The organism is Synechococcus elongatus PCC 6301, from assembly GCF_000010065.1.
GTDB lineage: Bacteria > Cyanobacteriota > Cyanobacteriia > Synechococcales > Synechococcaceae > Synechococcus > Synechococcus elongatus.
Window position 1 is genome coordinate 1,631,750 of sequence record NC_006576.1, and the last position, 25,751, is coordinate 1,657,500.

The 25,751-nt window shown below is 56.1% G+C and carries 27 protein-coding genes, 2 tRNA genes and 1 rRNA gene (1 of these 30 cut by a window edge); 16 read left to right on the plus strand and 14 right to left on the minus strand.

Translation table 11 applies throughout. The features are described 5' to 3' along the window. Positions 1 to 45: 45 nt before the first annotated feature. The gene (locus tag SYC_RS08000; protein ID WP_011243818.1) at positions 46 to 993 is read right to left on the minus strand and encodes a cytochrome c oxidase subunit II; all 948 of its coding nucleotides are present in this window, start codon (positions 991 to 993) and stop codon (positions 46 to 48) included. A gap of 230 nt (positions 994 to 1,223) precedes the next feature. Here SYC_RS08000 and SYC_RS08005 point away from each other — a divergent pair, with 230 nt between their 5' ends. The 4 genes from SYC_RS08005 to SYC_RS08020 all read left to right on the plus strand — a co-directional run bounded on the left by SYC_RS08005 (position 1,224) and on the right by SYC_RS08020 (position 4,627). Then, positions 1,224 to 2,138 (plus strand): COX15/CtaA family protein, encoded by a 915-nt coding sequence (locus SYC_RS08005; RefSeq protein WP_011378529.1) that lies wholly within the window; start codon positions 1,224 to 1,226, stop codon positions 2,136 to 2,138. Further along, a complete protein-coding gene (locus tag SYC_RS08010; RefSeq protein WP_011243820.1) occupies positions 2,098 to 3,054 on the plus strand; it encodes a heme o synthase in 957 nt (318 codons plus the stop codon). Before SYC_RS08005 ends, SYC_RS08010 begins: the two co-directional genes overlap by 41 nt. A 143-nt stretch (positions 3,055 to 3,197) precedes the next feature. Then, on the plus strand, positions 3,198 to 3,551 hold the full coding sequence (locus tag SYC_RS08015; protein WP_011243821.1) for a phenylpyruvate tautomerase MIF-related protein: 354 nt from the start codon (positions 3,198 to 3,200) through the stop codon (positions 3,549 to 3,551). Then, positions 3,551 to 4,627 carry a hypothetical protein gene (locus SYC_RS08020; protein ID WP_011243822.1) on the plus strand — a complete coding sequence of 359 codons (1,077 nt, stop codon included), beginning with the start codon at positions 3,551 to 3,553 and terminating at the stop codon, positions 4,625 to 4,627. Before SYC_RS08015 ends, SYC_RS08020 begins: the two co-directional genes overlap by 1 nt. Here the strand turns inward: SYC_RS08020 and SYC_RS08025 are convergent. From SYC_RS08025 to SYC_RS08040, 4 genes are read right to left on the minus strand one after another with little or no spacing between them, the layout of a single operon-like run. After that, a complete protein-coding gene (locus SYC_RS08025) occupies positions 4,624 to 5,103 on the minus strand; it encodes a CYTH domain-containing protein (protein ID WP_011243823.1) in 480 nt (159 codons plus the stop codon). The two genes, SYC_RS08020 and SYC_RS08025, sit on opposite strands and share 4 nt — an antisense overlap. 12 nt (positions 5,104 to 5,115) lie before the next feature. Then, complete coding sequence (locus SYC_RS08030; RefSeq protein ID WP_011243824.1) at positions 5,116 to 6,177, minus strand: Gfo/Idh/MocA family protein; 1,062 nt, start codon at positions 6,175 to 6,177, stop codon at positions 5,116 to 5,118. A gap of 51 nt (positions 6,178 to 6,228) precedes the next feature. Then, on the minus strand, positions 6,229 to 7,659 hold the full coding sequence (locus tag SYC_RS08035) for a hemolysin family protein (RefSeq protein WP_011243825.1): 1,431 nt from the start codon (positions 7,657 to 7,659) through the stop codon (positions 6,229 to 6,231). 6 nt (positions 7,660 to 7,665) lie between these two features. Further along, positions 7,666 to 8,277 carry a hypothetical protein gene (locus tag SYC_RS08040; protein WP_011378527.1) on the minus strand — a complete coding sequence of 204 codons (612 nt, stop codon included), beginning with the start codon at positions 8,275 to 8,277 and terminating at the stop codon, positions 7,666 to 7,668. Positions 8,278 to 8,358: 81 nt separating this feature from the next. Here SYC_RS08040 and SYC_RS08045 point away from each other — a divergent pair. Further along, positions 8,359 to 8,431, plus strand: a tRNA-Ile gene (locus tag SYC_RS08045). Between the two features lie 44 nt (positions 8,432 to 8,475). On the opposite strand, the gene SYC_RS08050 is transcribed toward SYC_RS08045, so the two are convergent. Further along, entirely contained in the window at positions 8,476 to 8,994 is a 519-nt protein-coding gene (locus SYC_RS08050; RefSeq protein ID WP_234701759.1) for a hypothetical protein, read from the minus strand. Positions 8,995 to 9,111: 117 nt separating this feature from the next. Between SYC_RS08050 and pyrE the strand changes: the two genes are divergently transcribed. Continuing rightward, positions 9,112 to 9,720, plus strand: a complete 609-nt coding sequence (pyrE, locus tag SYC_RS08055; protein ID WP_011243828.1) for an orotate phosphoribosyltransferase — start codon at positions 9,112 to 9,114, stop codon at positions 9,718 to 9,720. A gap of 43 nt (positions 9,721 to 9,763) precedes the next feature. Here pyrE and SYC_RS08060 read toward each other — a convergent pair whose 3' ends face one another. The 3 genes from SYC_RS08060 to SYC_RS08070 all read right to left on the minus strand — a co-directional run bounded on the left by SYC_RS08060 (position 9,764) and on the right by SYC_RS08070 (position 11,944). Then, positions 9,764 to 10,432 (minus strand): PilW family protein, encoded by a 669-nt coding sequence (locus SYC_RS08060; RefSeq protein WP_011243829.1) that lies wholly within the window; start codon positions 10,430 to 10,432, stop codon positions 9,764 to 9,766. Then, positions 10,429 to 10,944, minus strand: coding sequence for a pilus assembly FimT family protein (locus SYC_RS08065; RefSeq protein ID WP_011243830.1), 516 nt, complete (start codon positions 10,942 to 10,944; stop codon positions 10,429 to 10,431). The genes SYC_RS08060 and SYC_RS08065 overlap by 4 nt, the downstream gene beginning before the upstream one ends. Before the next feature lie 244 nt (positions 10,945 to 11,188). Then, complete coding sequence (locus tag SYC_RS08070) at positions 11,189 to 11,944, minus strand: 2-phosphosulfolactate phosphatase family protein (RefSeq protein WP_173282573.1); 756 nt, start codon at positions 11,942 to 11,944, stop codon at positions 11,189 to 11,191. A gap of 160 nt (positions 11,945 to 12,104) precedes the next feature. Here SYC_RS08070 and SYC_RS08075 point away from each other — a divergent pair, with 160 nt between their 5' ends. After that, entirely contained in the window at positions 12,105 to 13,625 is a 1,521-nt protein-coding gene (locus SYC_RS08075; protein ID WP_011243832.1) for a UbiD family decarboxylase, read from the plus strand. Positions 13,626 to 13,643: 18 nt separating this feature from the next. Beyond that, positions 13,644 to 14,171, plus strand: a complete 528-nt coding sequence (locus SYC_RS08080) for a DUF3916 domain-containing protein (protein ID WP_011243833.1) — start codon at positions 13,644 to 13,646, stop codon at positions 14,169 to 14,171. Positions 14,172 to 14,244: 73 nt separating this feature from the next. Here SYC_RS08080 and SYC_RS08085 read toward each other — a convergent pair whose 3' ends face one another. Then, a complete protein-coding gene (locus tag SYC_RS08085; RefSeq protein ID WP_011243834.1) occupies positions 14,245 to 14,682 on the minus strand; it encodes a YidH family protein in 438 nt (145 codons plus the stop codon). 201 nt (positions 14,683 to 14,883) lie between these two features. On the opposite strand from SYC_RS08085, the gene SYC_RS08090 reads away from it, so the two are divergent. Then, on the plus strand, positions 14,884 to 15,324 hold the full coding sequence (locus SYC_RS08090; RefSeq protein WP_039755902.1) for an Rrf2 family transcriptional regulator: 441 nt from the start codon (positions 14,884 to 14,886) through the stop codon (positions 15,322 to 15,324). Between the two features lie 7 nt (positions 15,325 to 15,331). Here the strand turns inward: SYC_RS08090 and SYC_RS08095 are convergent, their stop codons facing one another. The 4 genes from SYC_RS08095 to SYC_RS08110 form a co-directional block, all read right to left on the minus strand. Next, positions 15,332 to 16,096, minus strand: a complete 765-nt coding sequence (locus SYC_RS08095; protein WP_011243836.1) for an SDR family oxidoreductase — start codon at positions 16,094 to 16,096, stop codon at positions 15,332 to 15,334. A 9-nt stretch (positions 16,097 to 16,105) separates the two neighbouring features. Beyond that, entirely contained in the window at positions 16,106 to 16,738 is a 633-nt protein-coding gene (locus tag SYC_RS08100) for a DUF3386 domain-containing protein (protein WP_011243837.1), read from the minus strand. Between the two features lie 87 nt (positions 16,739 to 16,825). Further along, the gene (locus SYC_RS08105; RefSeq protein ID WP_011243838.1) at positions 16,826 to 17,647 is read right to left on the minus strand and encodes an inositol monophosphatase family protein; all 822 of its coding nucleotides are present in this window, start codon (positions 17,645 to 17,647) and stop codon (positions 16,826 to 16,828) included. Positions 17,648 to 17,650: 3 nt separating this feature from the next. Next, entirely contained in the window at positions 17,651 to 18,019 is a 369-nt protein-coding gene (locus tag SYC_RS08110; protein ID WP_011243839.1) for a 2Fe-2S iron-sulfur cluster-binding protein, read from the minus strand. A 93-nt stretch (positions 18,020 to 18,112) separates the two neighbouring features. Here SYC_RS08110 and SYC_RS08115 point away from each other — a divergent pair. The 7 genes from SYC_RS08115 to SYC_RS08145 all read left to right on the plus strand — a co-directional run. Then, positions 18,113 to 18,199, plus strand: a tRNA-Ser gene (locus tag SYC_RS08115). Between the two features lie 128 nt (positions 18,200 to 18,327). Continuing rightward, the gene (gene dnaK / locus SYC_RS08120) at positions 18,328 to 20,577 is read left to right on the plus strand and encodes a molecular chaperone DnaK (RefSeq protein WP_011243840.1); all 2,250 of its coding nucleotides are present in this window, start codon (positions 18,328 to 18,330) and stop codon (positions 20,575 to 20,577) included. A 9-nt stretch (positions 20,578 to 20,586) separates the two neighbouring features. Further along, complete coding sequence (locus SYC_RS08125; RefSeq protein ID WP_011243841.1) at positions 20,587 to 21,471, plus strand: DnaJ C-terminal domain-containing protein; 885 nt, start codon at positions 20,587 to 20,589, stop codon at positions 21,469 to 21,471. 62 nt (positions 21,472 to 21,533) lie between these two features. Further along, entirely contained in the window at positions 21,534 to 21,944 is a 411-nt protein-coding gene (locus SYC_RS08130) for a DUF3110 domain-containing protein (protein ID WP_039755524.1), read from the plus strand. Continuing rightward, the gene (gene murQ, locus SYC_RS08135; protein ID WP_011243843.1) at positions 21,945 to 22,868 is read left to right on the plus strand and encodes an N-acetylmuramic acid 6-phosphate etherase; all 924 of its coding nucleotides are present in this window, start codon (positions 21,945 to 21,947) and stop codon (positions 22,866 to 22,868) included. A 58-nt stretch (positions 22,869 to 22,926) separates the two neighbouring features. Then, on the plus strand, positions 22,927 to 24,528 hold the full coding sequence (locus SYC_RS08140) for a site-2 protease family protein (RefSeq protein WP_041677003.1): 1,602 nt from the start codon (positions 22,927 to 22,929) through the stop codon (positions 24,526 to 24,528). A gap of 177 nt (positions 24,529 to 24,705) precedes the next feature. After that, a 16S ribosomal RNA gene (locus SYC_RS08145) occupies positions 24,706 to 25,751 on the plus strand (it continues 443 nt past the right edge of the window).

Below are 25,751 nucleotides of genomic sequence, written 5' to 3' on the forward strand. Positions count from 1 at the left end.
TAGGAGTCGCAGATCGATCGCAAAAAACGAATGTAATTGGCAGGACTAAAGAGAGGAGGCTAGCTGATGCAGATGATGGAGATGTTCTGGCTCAACCTGAAGATCTAAAGCGGCAGTTGCTGTCTCAAGACGGCTAGGGACAACGGCTGCTGTCGTAGTTTGTGATTGAATCCAGCGATCGTAATCTTCAGGAGTCTCGACGATGACCTGACTTCTCATCGCGCCGTGATAGCTACCACAGAGTTCTGCGCAAACAATAGGATAAGTTCCGAGCTGAGTGGGTGTGAACTGCAGACGGGTTCTCTCACCAGGAATGGCATCTTGTTTGAGGCGAAACTGTGGTACCCAAAAAGCATGGATGACGTCTTGCGCTTCAATCTCAAGCTGAACGCTTTTGCCAAGAGGTAAATGCAGTTCACCGGCAATCAAGTTGTGACTGGGATAGTTAAAAATCCAGGCGAACTGGAGGCCCTTGACATTGACTGTGACATCCGGCAGAGCCTCTGTAGGAGCTCCGAGGCCTGCAGAAACCCGAGGAGTACTTTTGGAGTCCTGGAGTGAATCGCTGGAGAGTTCAGCGGCGATTGCAGAGTCCCGAGGCTGTGCGTGAGCCATGTGTCCGCCGCCGTGTCCCACGGAGAGCCCACCCATCGTGGTGTAAACACTAAAGCTATAGACGGAAAGGCCCAAAACAATCACCACTGGAATTCCAGTCCAGAGAATCTCGAGGGCGAGATTGCCATGGATGGGAGCGGCGTCAGTGACATCGTTGGGTTTACGCCGGAAGCGCCAGAGGATGACAAAAATGAGGCCTTGAACTAGTAAGAAGAGGCCGGTTGCAATCGTCATCATGGTATTGAACAAACCATCGACTAGAGGCGCATCTGTCGCGGCTGCAACTGGAAGCAAGCCATGGTTTTGTCCGTACCAAAGGCTTAGACAGGTGATGGCAACTCCTGCCAGTAGCGTCAAAATATTGCTGGGAATTGCCACGGAGATTCTCCCTGCACGGGTGCTCCAATCTTAACGACTGTTCCCCGTTAGGCAGGGGATTCATTCACTAAAGATGACAATATTTTTCGATTTGCTTTGGGATCATCCCAGCAGTTGGTGTGCATCGATACGAGTTCTGTAGTTATTTGTAATTTAACGAGAGAAAAATCCAAAGATCGGCTTCTTTTTGAAGATTTAGCGTTAGGCTTCGACTACATCTGGTGAGGAGTATGACGGTTTCAATCGCCTCTCATCTTCAGCGTTTCAGCGGGCATTTGGCGATCGCCACTTGGCTTTTGATAGGGATTGGCGGTGCGACCCGTGTCATGAATGCTGGCCTCGCCTGTCCTGACTGGCCTCTCTGCTATGGGTCTTGGCTGCCTTGGCAGCAGTTCAATTTGCAGGTCTTTCTGGAGTGGTTTCATCGCTTGGATGCGGCGGTAGTGGGTTGTGGCACGTTGGTGATCGCTCTGGTGGCTTGGCGATCGCGATCGCAACTGCCCCGCTTTTGGCCGTGGGCTGCTACGGGTGCTTTGTTGTTGGTGGGGCTGCAAGCCACCCTAGGTGCGCTGACCGTGACAGAACTGCTGCGGTTTGATTTGGTCACTGCTCATCTCGGCACCGCCCTGCTGTTTTTTGTCAGTTTGTTAGGGCTGCAAGCAGCTCTTCAACCGCGATCGCCGCTCAATGCGGGGCAATCCCTGCCACGGCTGCTACTGCTTGTCACCGCGATCGCTGTCTACGGTCAGTGTCTGCTTGGTGCCCTAGTGGGCTCGCGATGGGCGTTGCATCAGTGTTTGGCCGGATCTCAGCTTTGTACCGTGCTGCAAAGCCATCTTTGGGGCATTGCGCCAACTACCTTGCTCGTAATCAGCCTCAGCGTTGTGGCTTGGCTTCGAGGTCAGCACCGTTGGGCCAGCCAGATAGCTGCCTTGCTGGGGTTGCAGTTGCTCTTGGGCTGGGGCACCTATTTCTGGCACCTGCAGATTGAACCTTTGACGATTGGTCACCAAATGGTGGGGGCGGCGTTGTTGGGCTGGATTGCCAGCGCCGGCTTCCGATCGGCATTTAGCCCTCTGTCATCTGTCTCTGAGGAGAAGAACCATGACGTTAAGCAGCGACAGCAGACTGAGGTTCCCGCTTGAAGAGGTTGGCGCTCAGCTTCTGGCCTACTGGCAGCTCACCAAACCGCGCATTATTCTCCTGCTGCTGATCACGACGGCAGCGGGCATGGGATTAGCCGCGCAAGGGCCCCTCGATCCTCGCCTGGCGATCGCAACTCTCATCGGTGGAGGCTTGGCTGCCGCCGCCGCCAACACTCTCAACTGCCTCTACGATCGCGACATCGACGCGATCATGGAGCGCACGCGCTGGCGTCCCTTACCCTCGGGCCGGATTCAACCGTTCGAAGCTTGGGCCTTTGCCCTTTCCTTGGCGGCCCTGTCCTTCATCCTGCTCGACTGGCAGGCCAATCAACTAGCCGCCGGTCTGGCACTGGCTGGAATTGTTTTCTACGTCGTGATCTACACCCACGGCCTCAAGCGCCACAGTTCCCAGAACATTGTGATTGGAGGCGCTGCCGGCGCAATTCCGCCCTTGGTGGGTTGGGCGGCCGTCACGGGTGAGTTGGCTTGGCCCGCTTGGATCCTGTTTGCCATTGTCTGCCTCTGGACGCCGCCTCATTTTTGGGCGCTGGCTCTGATGATTCGCGATGATTATGCGGCGGTCAAAGTGCCGATGTTGCCGGTCGTGGTGGGTAATGCAGCGACGGCGCAGCAAATTTTGGCCTATGCCGGTCTGCTCTTGCCGACTACGCTGGCCTTGGCTTGGCCACTCGGGGCGGCTGGCCCCTTCTATAGTGCAACGGCGCTTTTGCTGGGACTGGAACTGTTACGGCGATCGCGGCAACTCTGCCAAGCCCCAGATTCTCGTCCCCTAGCGCGATCGCTGTTCAAGTTCTCGATTTTTTATCTGATGCTGCTCTGCGGAGCGATCGCCATGGATTGCCTACCGGGAGCCCCCAGCCTCAGCCAAGCGATCGCGGCCTGGCCAGGCTTCTAGTCAAGGAGCGATGAGACTGAGGCATTCGCTTTGGCCTAGGAAGCGTGGTCATTAGTGCAGTCGCGACCCAAAAAGTGCAGCCAGTGCGACAGCCGTACCAAGACCTGCGACGATATCTTGTCTAGCAATTTCTGTCCGTTCTGATGCCGCTGATTAAACTGCAAACTTCGATTGCTGCGCTGCCCAGCGATCAAACGACCAGCCTGTTGCAGTCCCTATCTACGACCTTGGCGCAGCAACTGGGGAAACCCGAGCGCTACGTGATGACGCTGCTGGAAACTGATGTGCCGATGACCTTTGCCGGCACTACGGCTCCAGCTTGCTATGTGGAGATCAAGAGTGTTGGGCAGATGAAGCCCACTCAGACTGCCCAGATGAGCCGCCTCTTCTGCAACCAGATTGCCTCAGAACTGGGCATTGCCAGCGATCGCATCTACATTGAATTTGCTGATGCCCAGGGCTACCTCTGGGGTTGGAACGGTTCAACGTTTGGCTGATGCAGCAGCGTCCTCATCTCTATGTTGCGATTACCAATCATGGGTTTGGCCATGCAACCCGGACCGCTGCAGTCCTGGCTGAATTGCATCGCTTGCGACCCGATGTGCGGTTCACCGTTGCGACCCAAGCGCCCCGTTGGTTGTTGGCCTCCTACTTCGGCGGTGACTTTGAGCAACGACCGGTGGCTCTTGATGTGGGAGTTGTCCAGTCCGATAGTCTACAGATCGATCGCACGGCGACTTGGGAGCGGTTGCAGCACCTTCAAGCCCAGCAGGATAGCTTGATTGAGCAAGAGGCTGCCTATCTTCAACAAGAGCAAGTGCAGTTAGTTCTGGCTGATATCCCACCCCTAGCGATCGCGATCGCAGCCAAAGCGCAGCTGCCCTGCTGGATGATGGGGAACTTTGGCTGGGATTTTATCTACGCTGATTGGGGGCACCCATTTGTCGAAATAGTCGACTGGATTCGACATCTCTACAAGGATTGCGATCGCCTGTTCCGCCTGCCCTTCCATGAGCCAATGCAGAGTTTCCCAGTGCAGGAAGCCGTGGGCCTGACTGGAGGATCGCCCCAGTTTTCCGACTGGGATCTGCGCCAGCGTTTTGATCTCAGTGCTGATGCCAAGACTGTCCTGCTCACCTTTGGCGGCTTGGGCTTGCAGCAGTTTCCCTACGATACTCTGCAGGCCTTTCCCGACTGGCAGTTTCTCAGTTTCGATCGCCAGGCACCGGATCTTCCCAATCTACGGACGATCCGCGATCCGATCTACCGTCCGGTTGACTTCATGCCGATCTGCGACTGGGTTTTTTGCAAGCCGGGCTATGGCACCTTTTCAGAAGCCTGTCGGGTTCAAGCCCCGATCGCCTCTCTGACGCGAACCGGCTTCGCCGAGGCAGAACTTTTGCTGCAGAGCTTGCAGACGATCGCCCCCCACGCCATTCTCAGCCCTGAAGCTTGCGTTGCCGGTGACTGGTCTGTGCTTAAGGAGCCTCCCCAGCCACCACTGCAGGAGTTGCCTTGGTACCGAGATGGCAACCGTCAAATTGCCGAAGCGATTGCCGAAGCCCTGAACTAGTTAGGGCTAGAGTCCCAAGTGCAGTAGGGTGTGAAGCTCAGGTAGGCATTACCGTAGCGGCGATCGTGACTGACTTCCGCGCCAACCCAGTCCGGTAGAGCAAAGACTTCCTCAGGATCCGACAGTTCAATCTCAGCCACGATTAGCCCCTGATTCTGTCCCTGAAATTCATCGACTTCCCAGAGGTGGCCCGCATGTTCAACGCGATAGCGCTGCTTCTCGACCAGAAAGCCCTGGCACAGGCTAGCCAGCATTTCCTCGGCATCTGCTAAGGCAATCGGGTATTCATACTCCGATCGCGAGATGCCTAGCATGGGCCCTTTGATCGTTAGATAGCCGCGATCGCCTGCAACCCGCACTCGAATGGTGCGATTGCCATCCGCGAGTAAGTAACCCTGACGGTAGGGAACCCCCAAAGATCCCTGACGCCAACCATCACCCTGGACGAGAAACTTACGCTCAATTTCCGTTGCCATCCCGGTACTAACCTAGGGAAGAATTGGCGTGATCTCTGTGGCCACTCCTGCTTCACGCCCGCTTTGCCAAGGTCGCCCATCCAGCGCCATCGTTTCAATTTCGCGGGCCAAGCGCAGCGCTTTAATTGCCTGCTCACCGCCAACGGAGGGCTGGTCGCCGCCACGCACGCAGTTGACGAAATGCTCCAGCTCAGCGTGCAACGGTTCGATATTGCTGGTTGAAACTTTCTCAATCAGACCATCTTGGCGGTAGAGCACTTGGCCATAGTCACTCGACAGATGGGTCGTTGTTTGGCGGTGAATCAGAATTTCGCTGTTGAGAAAATCTGCTTCAGTCAGGCAGTTGCGGCAGTGAGCAGCAATGCGGCGGATCTTGCGATGGGTGACTTTGCTGGCCGTCAGAGTAGCGATGATGCCGTTAGCAAAACTCAGGGTCGCTGTCACATAGTCCAGTTGCTCAGAACCCAAAGCCTTGCTGCCGCGCGCACTGACTTGGGTGACGGGTGCATTAGCTAGAGCCAGTAACAAGTCAATGTCATGGATCATCAAATCCAAGACAACGGAGACATCGTTAGCCCGCTGAGCGTAGGGGCTCATCCGATGAGCTTCCAAAGCCAGAATTTCTTCAGTCTTGAGGACTTTGCTCAGCTCTTGGAAAGCGGGGTTAAAGCGCTCGATATGGCCGACTTGGAGAATGCATTGGGCTTCCGCTGCTGCATTGACCAAGGATTCTGCCTCGGCCAAGCTGGCTGCGATCGGTTTTTCGATCAGTACATGGACGCCAGCCGCCAAACAGGTCATGCCCACATCGTGATGCAGCTTGGTGGGAACGGCGATACAGACCGCATCGACCAGCGTTAAAAGCTCCCGATAGTCTTCGAAGTAGCGAATCCGATAGTTGCTGGCAGTTTCTAGGCCTCGCTCGACATCAACATCAGCGATTCCAACGAGCTCAACATCTTTCAAAAAGCTAAGGACACGGGCATGGTGTTGGCCCATGTGACCGACGCCAATCACGCCGACGCGGATCGGCTTGACCCGCTTGCTGAGGGCTTGCGCAGCAGCTGCACTCATCCCAGACTTCTCCAGCGAGAACCGCTCCAAGGCAGGGCACGGCTAAGACAGTCAGATGTTAGCATGCGGTTTTGCCTCATCGGACGCTGCAGGTTGCGGCGATCGCAATTGTCGAATTTCGATAAATTCCAACCGTGGCCCTTCTGCGATCGCCACGCGAATCTGACAATCCTGAAAGTCAAAGCCTTCACCGGCTTCGGGAATTTTCTGTAACTGCGCTACGACAAATCCACCCAAGGTGTTGTACTCCTCTTCGAGGGGAAGATCCAGTCCTAAGCGCTCATTGACGGTCTCAATGTCCGTTTGAGCCTGAACCAGCACGGTTTGGTCGTCAATCCGCCGAAACTGTTCATTCTCCTCAGCGTCTTGCTCTTCATCGCCGAGAATTTCCGCCAGAATGTCCTGCAAGGTCACCAGACCTTCGGTGCCGCCAAACTCATCGACCACAATCGCCATCGGTAGGGGCGATCGCTGCATCTGGGGCAGTAACTCTTTTAGGGAGAGGCCTTCCGGGACAAAACGGGCTGGTTGCACCCAGGCTTTGACAGGACTGCTGGGCTGAAGTTCGCCGCTGGCCATCGGCACCGCCAAAGCACGAAAGTCGATCAGGCCTAAGACTTGGTCAAGGCTGTCTCTGATCACGGGAAAGCAAGCATGGCCGGATTCCTGAATCGCAGCCAAAAGATCGAGGAAGGTGGCGTCTTCTTCTAGCGCCACAATCCGGGTGCGTGGCACCATCACTTCGCCAGCGGTGATTTCACCAAACTCAATCACATTACTGAGAATCTGCCGTTCTTCTGCTTCTAAGCCTGTCGATTCAGCTGCAGATTGAATGATCCACTGCAGCTCCTCTGGGGTGACGCTGCTATACCAGCGCTGCTGGCTATAGTCGATGCCGAAGAGTCCCAGCAGGCATCGGGTCGAGCCGTTCAATAGGCTGATCACCGGCGCAAAAATCTGGGCGATCGCAATGCTTGGTGGACCTAAGAGGCGGGCCATCTGTTCTGGGTAGATCAGTGCGACTGCCTTGGGACAGAGTTCACCTAGGACGATCTGGAGATAGACCAGCAGGGCAAAGGCGAGGGGGATCGCCAGGACATGGCTGAGCGGTTCTGGCCCGATCGCGGGTAGCGGCAGTTGCTCGAGTGCCTGACGAATCAGAACGGCGATCGTTGATTCTCCGACCCAGCCGAGGGCTAAACTCGCCAGCGTAATTCCTAGCTGTGTGGTCGAGAGCAGTCGATCAATGCTGCGCTGTAGTCGTTCCACCATGCGAGCGGGAACGTCGCCTTCCTGGGCGAGTTGATTAATCCGCGATCGCCGGACGTAGACGATCGCAAACTCCGCAGTCACAAAGAAGGCATTGATGACAATTAGCAGCACGATCGCAGCTCCCCGCCAGAGCCAAGCGCTCAGTGGTAGATCGGGGCTTGCGGCGATCGCGGCAGTCAAGTCAGGGGTAGGGGCAGGCAGAGGATCCATAACCAGCTATTCGTTCAACGCCGGAAGTGGCACCGGCACACTGCTGCTGGGACTGCCCAGCCAGTGCAGGGTCAATCCTGTTAGGGAACCTTCCATCAGACTTTCAGCAGCTGTCAACTCTAGGGTGAGGGGTGCATTGGCGCGATCGAGCTGAGCCGGCAAGGTGACTGCCAGCGGAGCCCGATTGCCTTGGCGATTCATTAGCTCAAACCGACCTGCGAGTAAGTCCACTGGCTGATCGTCAGCCGGTTCTAGGCGAACTTGCAAGCGCAGTTGTCCGGCTCGACGTTCCACTGTCTCTAGGCTCAACAGCAGTTCACCCCTCGGGGCTGCGGAGCGATCGCCGCTGTTTTCTGCAGGATCGCGATCGGCGGTAGTATTGCGCTGCGACTGCTGGAGCGCTTGGATCCGTTTGAGAATGGCTTGCTCTGAGAGAAAGTTAGCGGCTTCAGTGGCTGGCAAAACGCGGGTGGCGAGGGGCGCTGTTTCGGGCGCACGCACCCCAGCCAGCGAGCGCTGACCGATTGTCCAGCCGACCAGGGCACCCACCACGACCCCAATGCTGCCAATCACCAACAACCACTGACTGTTGGGTGGCAGGCGCTGCAGGCGTGACATTGGCGATCGCGGGTCAACTTGGCCCAAGCAAAAAGTCCTAGGATTTCGCGAGCATTGACCGCTAGTATGGTAGCGAAATCTCCAGGGTTGGCCGAGCGGATTAGGCAGCGAACTCATAATTCGCTTTAGGCGGGTTCAACTCCTGCACCCTGGATTCTGACTTCACAGACTGACTCCCGCGAGACTATCGCCTCGGCTTTAGAACAGAGCCCGAACGGGCGGCGGCGGCAGGGGACGTTGGAAGGCAGGGGCTGGCTGGAAGACCGGAACTACTGGCGTAGGCTGTGCGAGCGGTTGCGGCAGCAGCGAAAGCGAGGTGTCGAAGGGGTTGTTCGCATCCGCCACGCGCAGCACGGGATCATCAGAGGTTTGGCGATCTTGACCCCAGCGTGTTAGGTCGTTGACGGCAGCGCCATCGCGACGAATCCGTTCTTCAGGGAAGCCCCCGAAGCCCAGAATGTCGTTGATGTTCCACCAGAGATTGGTGCCGTTGAAATAATAGGGTGAGTTCCAGAAGTAGGCCCGATTGAAGGCATCATCCAAGGGCACAGGTGGAGCACCCGGCGGGGTGACCGCAGGTGGCGTAACTACCTGATAGGGCTGATAGGGAACCGCTGCCGGCGCTTGCTGAGCTTGGCTGGCAGGTGCTGCGATCGCTCCCAGCACGACTGTGCTGAGTAGCGCCAGAGTTCGTGGACAAGAACGCAACTGAGCCATCACACTGCACACCGCCATAGAGCTTTGCCTCTAGCTTAGAAGGCTTCTCGCATTTTGCCAGAGGGGAAAGAGAAATGTTAGCCGATAGAATCAACAAGTGCCGCTTCTTTCAATGGAATGATGCTGATCTCCGATTCCAGCTGGGCTGTTCAGGCAGATTTACCCCGGTTGCACGATTTGCTCCTCGATCTGCTCTGCGATCGCCCCTATCGCGAAGGAGATTTTTTGCTGTCTTCCGGCCAGCGCAGCACTTATTACATCAATGGCAAACAAGTGACGCTGCATCCCCAAGGGGCTGTCGCCGTCGGACGCTTGCTTGCTGCGCGCCTGCCCCAGGAAATTACAGCAGTAGCGGGCCTTACCTTGAGGGCTGATCCGATCGTAACGGCGGTCAGTGTGGTTGCCGCCTACGCTGGTCGCGATCTGACACCGTTGATTGTGCGCAAGGAAGCCAAAGGGCATGGCACTCAGGCTTATATCGAAGGGCCAGAACTACCCGCTGGAACCGCGATCGCTGTCCTCGAAGATGTGGTGACAACCGGAGGATCCGCTCTGAAGGCAGTCACTCGCTTGCGGGATGCCGGCTACGTGGTCGATCGCGTGCTTGCTTTGGTCGATCGACAGCAGGGCGGGGCCGAACTCTATGCCCAAGAAGGCCTAATCTTTGATGTGCTCTATCGCATCCCCGATCTGCAGCAGCGCTACCGGGCATTGGCAGCGGATTAATTAGTCAGGCGCAGCCTCCGTTAGGGCGCTCCTGATCCCCACATTACGATCGCGGTGTAGCCAATCGACTGTCGCAGATTACTTGCTGCTCACCGCGATTGGGGCGACTGACGACGCCAATCATGATGGAAGCGAGGCGTTGTGACTCGGATAGATCAGCCTGCACGGCGGCTGTGTGGTTGCGATTGGCCGCGATCGCCCTACAAATTTCGGATGTTGTGTTGAGATTGACTTGATTGGCAACACCATCGATCAGCAGATCACCAAATTGGCTGGAGTTTTCGGTGTAGCGCCCCTCTGAATTGAAGCTTGGGCCACAGCGGTAAATGGCATGAGGACCTTGCCAGATATGCTGGGGCGTGATGGCTTGAACTGCATAGGTCACGGTGTAGAGTCCCCCACTGGGGCGCGGGATTTCCAAACTCAGAATCGGTTTGCGAGTGCTTGTATTGCATTGAGCTGTGGCCGTGAGATCTGCATTGAGAACAATGCGGCGCGATTGATGCATTTCACTACTCATAAAATCCAGTGCTAGACCCAGTTGATTGCGCTGTTTGGCCAGTTCAGCAGCGCGGCGATCGCTACTTAAGTTGGTTTTAAGAACAAAGCCCCCAGCCAACACGATGATCAGTCCGAGCAGACCACTGACCAATAGCTCTGAGACCGTAAAACCTGCTGTACTAAGATTCTGGCGACATCCTTTGCAAATCATGAACCACCATCCTTGACGCAGGTATTTTGTTGAATTGTGCCGAGGCGTATCACGCCGAGGGGTTGTGAGAGCACCAAGCAGCGTGTGGTGTTAGTCCAGGCATGGCTAAACCGCAACGTGCCGTTGCTGCTGGGGGTCGTGGTGGCAACAGGAGAAAAAGTGACACTGGCTAAGCTGCCGCTGACTGTGACACCAAGGTCAAAACCCATGCCTGAGTCACTGAGCGATCGCCCCATACTGACCAGACAATCGGGAGGATTGGCGGTAGCGAGATTATTGGCAAAAGTGACTTGACAGGTGCGATTGGTTCGTTGGGCCTCACGCTTGAGAATCATTAACTGGGCTTGGGCATTGGTTTGAGCGAGCCGAGTGGCATAATCGCCCCACATACCCGCCATCGATGGAAAGGAAACAGCCGCAAGAATGGTGCTAATCGTGAGGGCTGTTAGGGTTTCAACGACGGTGAAGCCCGACTGAATTTGAGCGCGCGAGGCAGGAGTTTGCAGGTCCATCGTGGGCCCCTAGCAGCTTGACTGATTTCAAGTGTCTGCGCGGGAAGATAATGACCAAAAGGACTAAAATTTTTCCTTCCGGATCATGAGATTTTTGTTCATTAATTCTTAGTAATGAATAATGATTACCTGCTTTTGTTTCATCAGGTTCTCAGGTTTTTACTCTAGGAAGACTGAGATTGATGCTGATGGCGATAGTTGAACTCTCGTTGTTTCCACTGCTCAGAGTTGCGATCGCAGCTGACTAGGCGACGCTTGTTTCTTGTGGCACAGCGCTGGCGAGAGGAGCGGACATCAAAACGCCAGGCTCGCCTTGCTTCGGCAGTACCTGCAAAATGTCTACGCGACTGCAATAGTCAAGGTCTGCCTCGCATTTGAGTCGCAGCAAGCGTTGGCCATGGCTCGCTTGGCAAAGTAGGCCGTAGAGATTGTGCTCCCAGTGTTGGTAGAGGGCGATCGCGGCCAACATTTCGTCATTGCCCAGCTGAATCTGTGATTGCAAAGGAGCAGCGATCGCCCCAGCACAGACGCTGTCTTCGAGGGCATAACTTCCTTCCCAACCGGAACCGACAATCCAAACGGTTTCCGGCTGTTCACGCTTCAAAAAATCAACGACTGCCTGTCGATTGACAAGGGCAGCCGCAATTACTGTCTTGGCTTGTTGGATGCGGGTGAGCGATCGCGTGCCGTTGGTGGTGCTGATGAACAGTCGGCGATCGCGAAAGCGTTCAGGAGTCACTTCCAAGGGTGAATTGCCGAAGTCAAACCCCTCCACCTGCTTGCCGCCGCGTTCTCCAGCTCGGAGGCGGCGCTCCGCTGGCCATGCCTCACTCTGGACCCGCAGAGTATCTAGGTCGCTAAACACCTGTACTGCCTCTGCCCCAGCATCCAGTGCGGTTGCAATCGTAGAGGTTGCCCGCAGTACGTCGATCGCGATCGCACAATCCGGCGTTTCTGTGTGGGGAACCAGTTCGGGGGTGTGGAAGTAGAAAAGCTTCACAGCAGACTTGGCGACAGAGTTGCTCTCCATTTTCGGACATCTCTTCCGGTCTGCCACAAAGAATCCTCAACTTTGATGATTGACACAAGGGTCAGAGCGATCGCCGCACCGTCCTCGACGCGAAACTGCCAATAATGGTCAGAGACGCCCAGGACTCACCATGCCGAGAGATTTACGCGGATTTCTCAAGTTGCTCGAAGAACGCGGCCAGCTCCGCCGGATTACGGCGCCCGTCGATTCTGATCTGGAGATCGCGGAGATTTCTAACCGCCTCTTGGCAGCGGGTGGCCCTGCCCTGCTATTCGAAAACGTCAAAGGCACGGATTGGCCGGTGGCCGTCAATCTCCTCGGCACCGTCGAGCGGGTTTGCTGGGCGATGAACTTCGAGGAGCCCAAGCAGCTCGAGGATTTGGGCCGCAAGCTCGGCATGCTCCAGCAACCGAAGCCACCGAAGAAAATCTCGCAGGCGGTGGAGTTCGGCAAAGTGCTCTTCAGCTTGGTGCGTGCGAAACCTCAGCGCGATTTGTTGCCGCCCTGCCATCAAGTTGTGCTCAAGGGAGATGAGGTCAACCTCGATCGCATCCCAATGATTCGACCCTATCCCGGTGATGCGGGCAAAATCATCACCCTCGGCTTGGTAATTACTAAGGATCCTGAGACGGGGACGCCGAACGTCGGCGTTTACCGGCTGCAACAGCAGTCAGTCAATACGATGACCGTGCATTGGCTCTCAGTGCGGGGCGGCGCCCGTCACTTGCGCAAAGCAGCGGAGCGCGGCCAGAAGTTAGAAGTTGCGATCGCCCTTGGGGTGGATCCACTGATCCTGATGGCAGCGGCGACCCCAATTCCCGTCGATCTGTCCGAGTGGCTCTTTGCCGGACTCTATGGCGGCAGCGGCGTTCATTTGGCCAAGTGCAAAACTGTCGATCTGGAAGTGCCCGCCGATTCCGAGATTGTCCTCGAAGGCACGATTACGCCGGGGGAAGTGCTGCCCGATGGGCCGTTTGGCGACCACATGGGCTATTACGGCGTGGTCGAAGATTCACCGCTGGTGCGCTTCCATTGCCTGACCCATCGGCGCGACCCGATTTATCTGACGACCTTTAGCGGTCGCCCACCGAAGGAAGAGGCAATGATGGCGATCGCGCTCAACCGCATCTACACGCCGATTCTGCGCCAGCAAGTGCCGGAGATCGTCGATTTCTTCCTGCCGATGGAAGCCCTGAGCTATAAGGCCGCGGTGATCAGTATCGATAAAGCCTACCCGGGCCAAGCGCGCCGCGCGGCGCTCGCCTTTTGGAGTGCGCTGCCGCAGTTCACTTACACGAAGTTTGTAATTGTTGTCGATCGCGAGATCAACATCCGCGATCCGCGCCAAGTGATTTGGGCGGTGACTTCCAAAGTGGATCCCGAGCGTGACGTCTTCATCCTGCCAGAAACACCGTTTGATACCCTCGACTTTGCAAGTCCAAAACTCGGTCTTGGTAGCCGCATGGGTATCGATGCCACCACCAAGGTCTATCCCGAAACCGATCACCAGTGGGGTGAACCGCTGCGATCGGATCCAGCGATCGCGGAGCAAGTCACGCAGCGCTGGGCGGAATATGGTCTGGCCGATCTGAAGTTGGACGAGGTTGATCCCAACCGCTTTGGCTACGAAATGCCCCCTATCCGGTCTTAGTGCCGACCAGTTGAATCCATGAGACGTCTGGATCTGTCGCAGCGGCGTAAACCAAGGGGGATTCCTCGCCGCCTGCGATCGCTTAACTACTGGGCCGATCGCTTTGTCACCCTGCCGCTACCGACTCCTGAGGATTGTGGCGACAGTGGTTTTTGGAACTGGAAGTTGCCGGTAATCGGCTCCCTAGCCAATCACCCCAGCCCCCGCTTGCGATCGCAATGCTTGCAAGCCTTAATTCGGGCTGCCGACAACTTGGCCCAGCAAACCCAAGCGGCTGAAGCAGACTGTTATGTTGCCTGTCTGATTGAGTTGCCCTACCTCTTCGGGAGTGAAGTGACGCTGTTCTATAGCCGCAGCTACTATCGCAGTTTCTATGGCGATCGTCATGCCCTCGCACCGCGATCGCTGGCACAGGAATACGGTCTGCAAATTCCGGCTGGCTGGGTTGAGCGTGGCTTTGATGTGACGCAACCAGAACAGCGAGGGCCGGTTGAATGGTGGGTGGTTGGTCAACTGCTTGAAAGCGATAAGTCAGCCAAATCATGACCAAGGCTCTAAAGCTGTCGAGCCATAAAACTGCCGCTATCTAAGGCTGCTGTTATCTATTTCAGAATAGATATCACTCAAAAATGACCATATTGAGAGTATCTAATGGAGCTGAGAAAATATAGTAGATCACGCCAATCCCCAGAATTAAGATCGTAATACTTGAGAGGATTACCCAGCGATCGGGTGGGTTATAGGTGTCAAGCTCAATGTCATTTCTGACACCAAAGTAATGTTGGGTCGATAGCAAAACCATCAGCAAGCCAACAATGGAAAAAGCCAAACCTAGCTTCCAAGCGTTGCCTGGTGCTTGGGGGGCAATCGGAGGCCGCAAAATCCTGAGGCGGACAATGAGAACGCCAAAACCCATTAAAGCGATGGCACTTCGCATCCAAGCGAGATAGGTGCGTTCATTGGCAAGATGATCGCGAATCCGGTTGAGATTCTGAGGCCGAGTCGGAGACTCACTCACCTTGTCTTGATTGGTCTCTTTGGAAGAAGAGGAAATCATAGAAGGCTCGATATCAATAGGAGACTAAAGCCAAATCAACTATCTGCCAGCAAAAGCGCCAGATTTATTTTCTAGAATACTTTTGAGCGATGGATCTGATGGAGAATCTTGCTATTTTTCTCGTCTATGTTACTGGAACAAACCAGTAACTTCTCAATCAGGATGGTTTCAGTCAATGGGCATGAGTCAGCTGCAAAAGAGATGAAATTAACCGTCCGTGCCCACTACAGTCTCAAGGCGCTGATTGACCTCTGTCTGCAACCAGAAGATGAACCAGTGTCGATGCGGGCGATCGCCCAGCGCCAAAATATTTCGCCGACGCTACTGGAAAAATTACTGGTGGAACTGTGCAAGGCAGGTCTAGTGACCGCGACCAAAGGACGGCGCGGCGGCTATCAACTGGCTCGACCAGCCGCCAAAATTTCGCTGGCCGATATTCTGGCGGCAGTCGGGGAATTAAGCGATCGCGATCGCCAACCCCTTGCTCCCGAAGAAGCGGCGGATTGGGTTTCGCGAGCGATTTGGCAGCGTTTGGATGCGCAATGGCAGGCAACTTTGCGACAAGTCAGCCTTGCGGATTTGTATTACGACGCCCGTAGTTGGCAGGCTGCCCAAGGTAATGAGATCGAGATTGTGATTTAGGCGATCGCTACCAAGGAATTGGGCTGCCATCCCAAGCAAAGAACTGGCCGCTGTCTGCTGCAGTCAAGCCACTGATCACAGCCAACAGCTGACGCACAGTGCGATCGGGACTGAACAGTTTTTCAGGCGGAACGTTCGCTTGAAAGGGAGCTGAAAGATCGGTGGCGGTGGTGCCTGGATGGAGTGCAACCACGATCGCGTTTGGATGCCGCCGCTGCCATTCCAATGCCAAGGTGCGCGTCAGCATATTCAGCGCCGACTTCGAAGCGCGATAGCTATACCAGCCACCTAGTTGGTTATCGCCAATGCTGCCGACTCGCGCCGAAATATTGGCCAAAACCGCTGGTTCTTTGTGCTTAAACAGCGGTTCCAAGGCTTGCACCATCAAGATTGGGCCAAAAGTATTGGTCGTAAAAGTCTGCAGCAACAACTCACGACTGACTTGCGCTAACCGTTTTTCCGGCGCTAGACCGTTGCCATGCAAAAAGCCTGAGGCATTTACCAGCAAATCCAGTCGCGGCACGATCGCTGCTGCCTTCTCTGCTGCTGCCGCGATCGCCTGATCATCTGCGAGATTAAGGGGAATCAGTTGGAGGCGATCGCCGTACTGCTGCCGTAGGGCTTGCAGGCCCGAACTCTCGGCAGGCTGACGGCTGCTCGCCAAGACGCATTCAACCTGTGGTTGCGCCAGCAAATTCTCGACAAACGCGAGACCAATGCCCCGACTCGCTCCTTGAATAAAGGCAAATCGGGGTTGAAAAGCAGCTGTCATCGTTGGGGGCTAAGAGAGCAGTTCCAGATCGCTGAAGCGGAAACTGATCGTTCCTGAATCTGATCGAATCGTGCGAGCGCTCAGCAGTTGGTAACCGCCGACGGTGATGTATTCGTCTTCAAATTCGCTGCGATCGCCTTTTTGTTCGCCCGTCGTCGGGTCGTGGTAGACCGAGTCGTAGCGGTGCGAGAGGTAGCCCTCGGCGCTTTTGTGGGTGCTGAAGGTGTTGATCGTCACGACTACGCCGTGAATGTGGCGGTGCACCAGCACGACTTCGTTATCGCGCACTTTGTAGCGATCGCCAGCAGACTTGCCGTTGACCAAAATTTCAACAGTGCCGTCGTTATCGCTGTTGCCGAATTCAAACTCGTTTTTGCCGTGGGTGTCTTCAAAGCCCCGACGGACGCGGTGAATCGCCACTTCAAACAACTGACCGTGGATCAGTTTGACCACTTCCGGCTCCTCAATGCCGGAGATGCTGGGCTTGAGGTCAGCACTGACTTCCACTGCACCTTGCCAGGACTGGTTGCCATCGCTGTAGGTGACGTTGGCGCGATAGCCGGGGAAATTGGCATCCCAGGTGTAGCGGTTTTCGTAGGCGGCGCGGAACAGTTCCCGTGCCGAAAGCTGAGCAGCGACCATGTCAACGCCTCTAAAATGATGCGATCGAAACTCTTCCTAGCGTAGCGATCGCCGGTTGTGATGCGTGAGACGATCGCAGACTACCGATCAGAATGCTTGCAGCGGTTTGATCTGCAACAGCGTTTCACTCAGCTCAGCGTGAATCTGACCGTTCGTAGCCAAAATCCGACCACTGGAAATGTCAAACGGACTGCGATCGTAGGCAGTAACGAGTCCGCCCGCTTCCTGAACGAGCACCACACCAGCGGCCAGATCCCAAGGCGAAAGTCCGCGTTCCCAATAGCCATCCAAGCGCCCGCAGGCCACATAGGACAAATCTAAGGCTGCTGATCCGCCCCGTCGTACCCCTTGGGTGACATGGGTCAAGCGACAGAACTCGGCGTAGTTGTTGTCCTCAACCTCGCAGCGATCGTAGGCAAAGCCTGTCACTAAGAGGGATTTCGCCAATTTTTCTGTTTTAGAAACCCGGATTGGTTGGCGATTCAGGGTTGCTCCCAGTCCTTGAGCAGCGCGGAACAATTCCTTGAGGTAAGGCGCATAGAAGACGCCAACGATTGGCTGATTTTGATAGAGCAGCGCGATCGAAGTTCCACAAAAGGGATAGCCGTGGGCGTAATTGGTGGTGCCATCCAGTGGATCGACGGCCCAAGAGAATTCCTGCTGGCGATCGCCGCTCCAGCCCGATTCTTCAGCAAGGACGGCATGGTCAGGGCAGTGACGTTCCAAAACGCTGAGAACCGCTGCCTCCGCTGCGCGATCGGCTTCTGTCAGCAGATCACCGGGACGTCCTTTCTCTTCGATCTGGGTTAACCGCCCCCAAAAGCGATCGAGTTCAGCCCCTGCTGCCAAGGCCGCTTCTGTCGCCACATCCAACCAGATTTGGAGCAGGCGATCGCTAATTGCTGTCACGGCTTATTCCTCGTCCAAGGGCAGGCCAAAGCTGACTTTTCCTTGGCCAAAATAGCGACCAAACTGCAGCATGTAGACTTCGTCTTCGTCTTGGGTCTCCACAATCACATCCGATCGCGGATAGCTAACGCAGAGCAGGGCATAACCGCGCTGGCGTAGCGGAGCTGAGAGTCCCATGGCCTCGGTTTGCTCGATCGCGCCGCCGAGAACGCGCACTGCACAGGCTGTGCAAGCCCCATTGCGGCAGGAGAACGGTAACTCATAACCTTGCTCTTCGGCGGTTTGCAGGATGTAGCGATCGGGCGGAACCTGCACCGTAAACTCCTCATCGGTACGGCGATCGCGAATGCGGACGGTGTAAGTGTCGCTCATGCGGGGTTCCCGGCAGCCAACTGCTGTTTTGACCGAAGTTCTCTGCTACGATATCAAGTCTGTGCGAGACAACTAAATAGTTCTTGCCCCCATGGAGAGATGGCCGAGCGGTTGAAGGCGCAGCACTGGAAATGCTGTTTAGGGGTAACTCTAACGAGGGTTCGAATCCCTCTCTCTCCGTTTTAATTTCCCGCATAACTTCCCTTGATGCCGTCAGTTATCAAGGAGCGAAGGGCTGCAAGCTAGAATGGGTCAGCCATTTTCGGCCACTGGTTGAAAGGCGTGCCCCCACCCTAGTTTGAGACAGCATGGGACGAGTCGTAGGCATTGACCTCGGAACGACGAACTCCGTTATTGCCGTGATGGAAGGCGGCAAGCCGATGGTGATCGCCAACGCTGAGGGCGTTCGAACAACGCCATCCGTCGTCGGTGTTAGCAAAACTGGCGAGCGATTGGTGGGCGAGTTGGCCCGCCGCCAGTTGGTGCTCAATCCGCGTAATACTTTTGCCAACATCAAACGCTTTATCGGCCGTCGCTACGATGAGCTGACCGACGAATCGAAGCGGGTGCCCTACACGGTGCGCCGCGATCCTGAGGGCAATGTGCGAATTGTTTGCCCCCAGCTCAGCCGCGAGTTCGCGCCGGAAGAAGTAGCGGCGATGATTCTGCGCAAGCTGGCGGAAGAAGCCAGTCGCTATTTGGGTGAGCCAGTTACCGGTGCGGTGATTACGGTTCCGGCCTATTTCAATGACTCCCAGCGCCAAGCCACACGGGATGCCGGTCGGATTGCTGGCCTGGAAGTCAAACGGATTTTGAATGAGCCAACGGCGGCTTCGTTAGCCTATGGCCTCGATCGCCGTGATAACCAAACAATTTTGGTCTTTGACTTGGGTGGCGGCACCTTTGATGTTTCGGTGCTAGAGGTCGGCAACGGTGTCTTCGAAGTCAAAGCCACTAGTGGCGATACCCAGCTGGGTGGTAATGACTTCGATCGCCGCATTGTCGACTGGCTGGCGGAACAGTTCCTCGAAGCGGAAGGCATTGACCTGCGCCGCGATCGCCAAGCCCTGCAGCGTCTGATTGAGGCGGCAGAGAAAGCCAAGATCGAGCTATCGGGCGTCAGCGTCACCGATATCAATCTGCCGTTCATCACGGCTACGGAAGATGAACCGAAGCACTTAGAAACGCGACTGACGCGATCGGAATTTGAAGCGCTCTGCGAAGACTTGCTGGAGCGGATGATGCGGCCGTTGCGTCGAGCCTTGAAAGATGCTCGCTTGCAACCCCAAGACATTGATGAAGTCGTGCTGGTGGGCGGCTCAACCCGCATGCCGATGGTGCAGCAGTTGGTGCGATCGCTGATTGGTCGTGAACCAAACCAGAACGTCAATCCCGATGAAGTTGTCGCGATCGGGGCAGCGATTCAAGCCGGTATTCTGGCGGGCGAAGTCAAGGACATTCTCTTGCTGGATGTGACGCCGCTATCGCTGGGGCTGGAGACGATCGGCGGCGTGATGAAAAAGCTGATCCCGCGTAATACGGCCATTCCCGTGCGGCGATCGGATATTTTCTCCACGGCTGAAAACAATCAGACGATGGTCGAAATCCATATCTTGCAGGGTGAACGTCAGCTAGCGGAGGGGAATAAGTCTCTGGGGCGTTTCAAACTAACGGGCATTCCACCCGCTCCGCGTGGGGTGCCGCAGGTACAGGTGTCGTTTGATATCGACGCCAATGGCATTCTCCAAGTCTCGGCGCTGGATAAGACAACTGGACGGGAGCAAACGGTCACGATTCAAGGGGCATCGACGCTGTCTCAGGAAGAAGTGAAGCGGATGATGAAGGATGCCGAACTCTATGCCCAGCAAGATCGGCAACTGAAAGCGCGGATTGAGAAGCGGAATCGTGCCCAAACCCTGATCGCTCAATCAGAGCGTCGCCTGCGGGAAATTTCCCTCGACTTTGGCCTCTACTTTGCGGAATCGAAGCGCCGCCGCATTGAAAGCACGATTCGCGAGTTGAAGGACTACCTTGAACGCCAAGACGATCGCGGTTTGGATTTAGCCCTAGCGGAATTGCAGGACGCGCTGTTCGACCTCAATCAAGAGACAGCAGCGCGGCTGCGCGATGAAGAAGGCGAAGGCTTCTTTGAACCGCTCAAGCAGACCTTTGCCAGCCTCCGAGGGGATGGCAATCGCGACTTTGAGCGTAGTTGGGACGATCGCGGTGGCGATCGCTGGGATGCCGATCCGTGGGATCGCAGTCGTCGCAGTACCCCCAGTTACGGTTACGACGATCGCCGCAGCCCCGTCAGCGATCCCTATCGGGGTGAGCGCTGGGTGGAAGAGCAAACCAGCATGAGTCGTCGGGAACCCGTGCGCGATCGCAATGGCGGCAATGGATCTGTTCGCCCGGAACCCGCTCCACGACGCGGCCGACCGACTTGGGAGGAAGACCAACCGCCTCGGCGCGATCGCAGTAGTCAACCCCCGGCTAAACCTGCCTCGGGTCGTCGCTGGAATGATGGCTGGGACGATGACGATGATGAGTGGTTCTAGAGGGCTGCGATGACTCGTTCTGCGTCGCCCATGCAAAATTTTCGCGACTACTATGCCCTCCTGGGGATCCCTCAGTCGGCGGATCAGGCTGCAATTAAAGCAGCCTTTCGCAAGCTGGCACGCCAGTGCCATCCCGACCTCAATCCGGGCGATCGCCAAGCTGAGGAGCGGTTCAAGCAGATCAGTGAAGCCTACGAGATCCTTTCAGATCCTGATCGCCGCGCCGAATATCAGCGCTTTAGCCGCTATTGGCAACAACAGGGTGCTGCATCCGTAGGGAGTGACGATGACTACGGCGATTTCCCTGACTTCGACATTTTTGTCGATGAACTCTTGGGGCGTCGCACCGTTGAGCGATCGCCACGTCGTTCTGCCCGCCGCTCGGCTGCGACCTCATCGGCTCTGTCACGAGATCTTGAGCGATCGCTAGAAGTGGATCCCAAGACTGCGTTGCAGGGTGGTTCAGCTCAGCTACAACTGGAAGATGGTCGCTTGCTAGAGGTGGATATTCCGGCTGGAATCCAAGCGGGTGAATATCTGCGGCTGCGGGGGCAAGGCATCAAGGGTGGTGATTTGCTGCTACGGGTGCAACTGCAGGCTTCGAATTTTCAGGTTCAAGGGTCAGATGTGATCTACACCCTGAACGTCAGTCCTGCTATGGCGGTACTCGGTGGACAGGTCACTGTTCCAACTTTGGATGGCCCTGTGCAGATGAAATTGCCTGCTTCCTTGCGGTCGGGACAACGCCTGCGCTTGGCTGGCAAGGGCTACAGCAAACCCAGTGGTGATCGCGGTGATCAAATCGTGGTGATTCAGCTGCAACTGCCCACGCGCCTCAGCCCCGAAGAACGCCAGCTTTACGAACAACTGCGATCGCTCGAACAATCGCGTTGATGGAACTGGGTTCGACCCTGCGAGATCAGGGAATAAGATGGTGCCAGCGATCACAGGCGCCTATGAAGGTCTACGTTCTGCTCTACAACGCGGGCACTGATAACGAGGGGATCCATTCGCTTTCGATCGGGGATGAAAACATCATCCTGATGTTTGAAGACGAGGATGATGCCCAGCGCTACGCCATGTTGCTCGAAGCGCAGGACTTTCAGGCTCCCATTGTCGAAGCGATTGACCGCGAAGAAGTCGAAGCTTTTTGCCAAGACTCCCCCTATCAGCCGCAATTGATTCCCCGGGATTTTCGACCCAGCAATGACTTTGAACGGTTGCTGCTCGCCCCGCCAGAGTTGAATCGCGAGGAAACCGATTGGTCTGAGGATGGTCGTTCGGCAGACGTTGCGGATGAGGAGGCAGACTCACTACCTGCCAGTGATCTCGAAGCATTGCGTCGCCGTCTAGAAGGCTTGCTCTAAATGGATCCATCCCTGAGCGATCGTGGTCATTTACTGACGGAACAGGCCAATCCAGCTAGTCAAGCACTGGATCAGCTATCTCCCTTAGAGCTCGTGGATCTGTTCAATCAGGAGGATCAGCACTGCCTAGCGGCGGTGGCGCAGGCCCGCGAAGCGATCGCCCAAGCGATTGAGTACGCAGCGCAAGCGATCGCCCGAGGGGGACGGTTGTTCTACATCGGGGCTGGAACCAGTGGGCGCTTGGGTGTCTTGGATGCGGCTGAATGCCCACCCACTTTTTGCAGTGATCCCGAGCAGGTGCAGGGCATCTTGGCTGGCGGTTCGGCCGCCATGTTTCGCAGTTCCGAGGGACTAGAAGATCGGGCTGAAGATGGGGCAGTGGCGATCGCGGAATACCAGATCGGTCCTCGCGATTTCATTCTGGGAATCACAGCAGGCGGCACCACGCCCTACGTTCATGGCGCTTTAGAAGCAGCACGATCGGCGGGCGCCAAGACTGGATTTTTGGCTTGTGTTCCCGCCGATCAAGTGGCGATCGCGGTGGATGTCGATATTCGCGTGCCGGTCGGGCCCGAGATTTTGGCCGGGTCTACGCGACTGAAAGCCGGCACGGTCACCAAGATGGTGCTCAACCAAATTTCGACGGGCGCGATGGTGCGGATCGGCAAGGTCTACGGCAATCGCATGGTGGATGTGGCGGTTACCAACCGCAAACTGGAAGACCGGGCGCTGCGGATTCTTTCAGATCTACTGTCCATTGATCGCCAACAAGCAGCTGCATTGCTCGGTGCGAATGAGCGATCGGTCAAACAAGCGCTTCTCCAGCATTGGACTGGCTTAGAACCTGCAGAAGCTGCCGCTCTACTGACCGAGCACCAGGGCCATTTACGCGCTGCTGTCACGGCCTTCTCGTCACTTCGGTAGATTGGGCAAAAGCCCAGTTAGTGAATGACTGGGCGTGTTGTTGCCCAGGAGAGCTTGCATGCCGCTCGAAAATGCCACGCCGATTCTGCTGCTCCTAGGAGCGATCGCGCTGATTGGCTGGGGCTTCTGGCGACGGCGCGGTCTCGGTAAATTAGGCGTTCTAGCCAACATTCAGTCCTTGGCTTTGGTCTCGCCTTGGCTGCTCTTTTTTGGGCTGTCTCTGTTTGGCATCTACCTGCGGCTGACGGTTGTGCTCAGTCTGCTGGTGGTAATGACCGTGACTTATATCCTGCTGGGGCGACAAATTCGGCAGCTCAGCCAAGATCCTGAAATTCAGGCCCAGATGCGCGATCGCCTGGCTGCTATGGCGGCTCGCAATACTCCCACCTCACCCGATCGATCGCCAGAGTCCGAGGCTCTCACTCTGGAAGACGACAATCAGCCCCATCCTCTGCCCGCCGATGACCTTCAGCAAATCAAAGGCATCTTCGGTGTCGATACTTTCTTTGCGACGGAAACGATTCCTTACCAGGAAGGCGCCATCTTCAAAGGCAACTTGCGTGGTGAAGCAATGGTGGTTCAGCCTCGACTGGCTCAGCTCTTGAAAGAGCGCCTCGGCGATCGCTACCGGCTGTTCCTGATCAACGATCCCAGCGATCGCCCTGCGGTTGTCGTTTTGCCCAGTACCGCTTGCGAACCTCCCAAAGTGCTGCCGGCTCAATATGTTTTGGCGGTACTGCTGGCTGGCTTTACCCTCTGGACTTGTTTTCTGCGAGGGGCCGAGCAACTCTATCCCAACCTTGACATTCTCCTAGCGCCCGAACGGCTCAAGGATGCTGCTCCCCTCGCGATCGGTCTAGCGGCACTGCTGGGCTCGCGGGAACTGGCCCATCGTTGGATGGCTGATCGCTACCAAGCCCGACTCAGCCCGCCCTATTTCCTGCCCTCAGCAGAACTCGGTGGTTATGGTGCTTACTTCCGCTTGCAGTCAATTCTGCGCAACCGCACAGAGCTGTTTGACATTGCCGCTGCTGGTCCATTGGTTGGAGGTGGCCTGTCGCTCCTGGTGTTTGTGGTCGGCTTGCTGCTCTCCGGCACCGCCGACACGACCGGGTTACCGCTGCCTAGTCAACTGCTCCAAAGTTCAGTCCTGATTGGTCTCTTGGCTCGTACTGTTCTCGGTAATGCGGTGCAGCAGACTCAGCTTCTCGTGCATCCCCTCGCGATCGTGGGTTGGACGGGGCTGATTGTGAATGCTCTCAACCTCATTCCAATCGGACAGCTTAGCGGCGGTCGTCTGGTTCAAGCGGTCTATGGCCGTAAGGTGGCGGGGCGTCTCGGGACCTTCGCGCTGTTGATTTTGGCGATCGCTGCTTTCACCAATGTCATCGCCTTCTACTGGGGCGTCTTGGTACTCCTGTTCCAGCGTCAGCCAGAACGTCCTTCCGCCGAAGAACTCTCGGAGCCAGACGACACGCGATCGGCAGTCTGTTTACTGCTGCTCTTTTTAGCGATCCCAGTTCTCCTTCCCCTGTCTCCCAGCGTCGCAGGACGCCTCGGAATCGGCTTGGAGCAAGTCCACGCCCCATCCCGAAAAAATTTTTCTCTGAGGGGGTTGACGCGACTAGGCGAGTTAGGTAGATTAATTAAGCGCCGGTGAGAGCGGAGCGGAAACGCGAAGCGGGGCTGGCGACAGGACCTAGACAAGAGAATAGTTTAGAAGCCAGTCTTGAGGGACTCGTCAATAAAATGATGAATCCGGTTAACTGGGTTCGGGAAAACTTACGAACTTGGAAGTCTTGCCTAATGGGTGAGATTTCAAATTAAGAGTTCAACCAAAATGGAGAGTTTGATCCTGGCTCAGGATGAACGCTGGCGGCGTGCTTAACACATGCAAGTCGAACGGGCTCTTCGGAGCTAGTGGCGGACGGGTGAGTAACGCGTGAGAATCTGCCTACAGGACGGGGACAACAGTTGGAAACGACTGCTAATACCCGATGTGCCGAGAGGTGAAACATTTATGGCCTGTAGATGAGCTCGCGTCTGATTAGCTAGTTGGTGGGGTAAGGGCCTACCAAGGCGACGATCAGTAGCTGGTCTGAGAGGATGATCAGCCACACTGGGACTGAGACACGGCCCAGACTCCTACGGGAGGCAGCAGTGGGGAATTTTCCGCAATGGGCGCAAGCCTGACGGAGCAACGCCGCGTGGGGGAGGAAGGTTTTTGGACTGTAAACCCCTTTTCTCAGGGAAGAAGAAAGTGACGGTACCTGAGGAATAAGCCTCGGCTAATTCCGTGCCAGCAGCCGCGGTAATACGGGAGAGGCAAGCGTTATCCGGAATTATTGGGCGTAAAGCGTCCGCAGGCGGTTAATCAAGTCTGTTGTCAAAGCGTGGGGCTCAACCTCATACAGGCAATGGAAACTGATTGACTAGAGTATGGTAGGGGTAGCGGGAATTCCAGGTGTAGCGGTGAAATGCGTAGATATCTGGAAGAACACCAGCGGCGAAAGCGCGCTACTGGGCCATAACTGACGCTCATGGACGAAAGCTAGGGGAGCGAAAGGGATTAGATACCCCTGTAGTCCTAGCCGTAAACGATGAACACTAGGTGTTGCGTGAATCGACCCGCGCAGTGCCGTAGCCAACGCGTTAAGTGTTCCGCCTGGGGAGTACGCACGCAAGTGTGAAACTCAAAGGAATTGACGGGGGCCCGCACAAGCGGTGGAGTATGTGGTTTAATTCGATGCAACGCGAAGAACCTTACCAGGGTTTGACATCCCCCGAATCTCTTGGAAACGAGAGAGTGCCTTCGGGAGCGGGGAGACAGGTGGTGCATGGCTGTCGTCAGCTCGTGTCGTGAGATGTTGGGTTAAGTCCCGC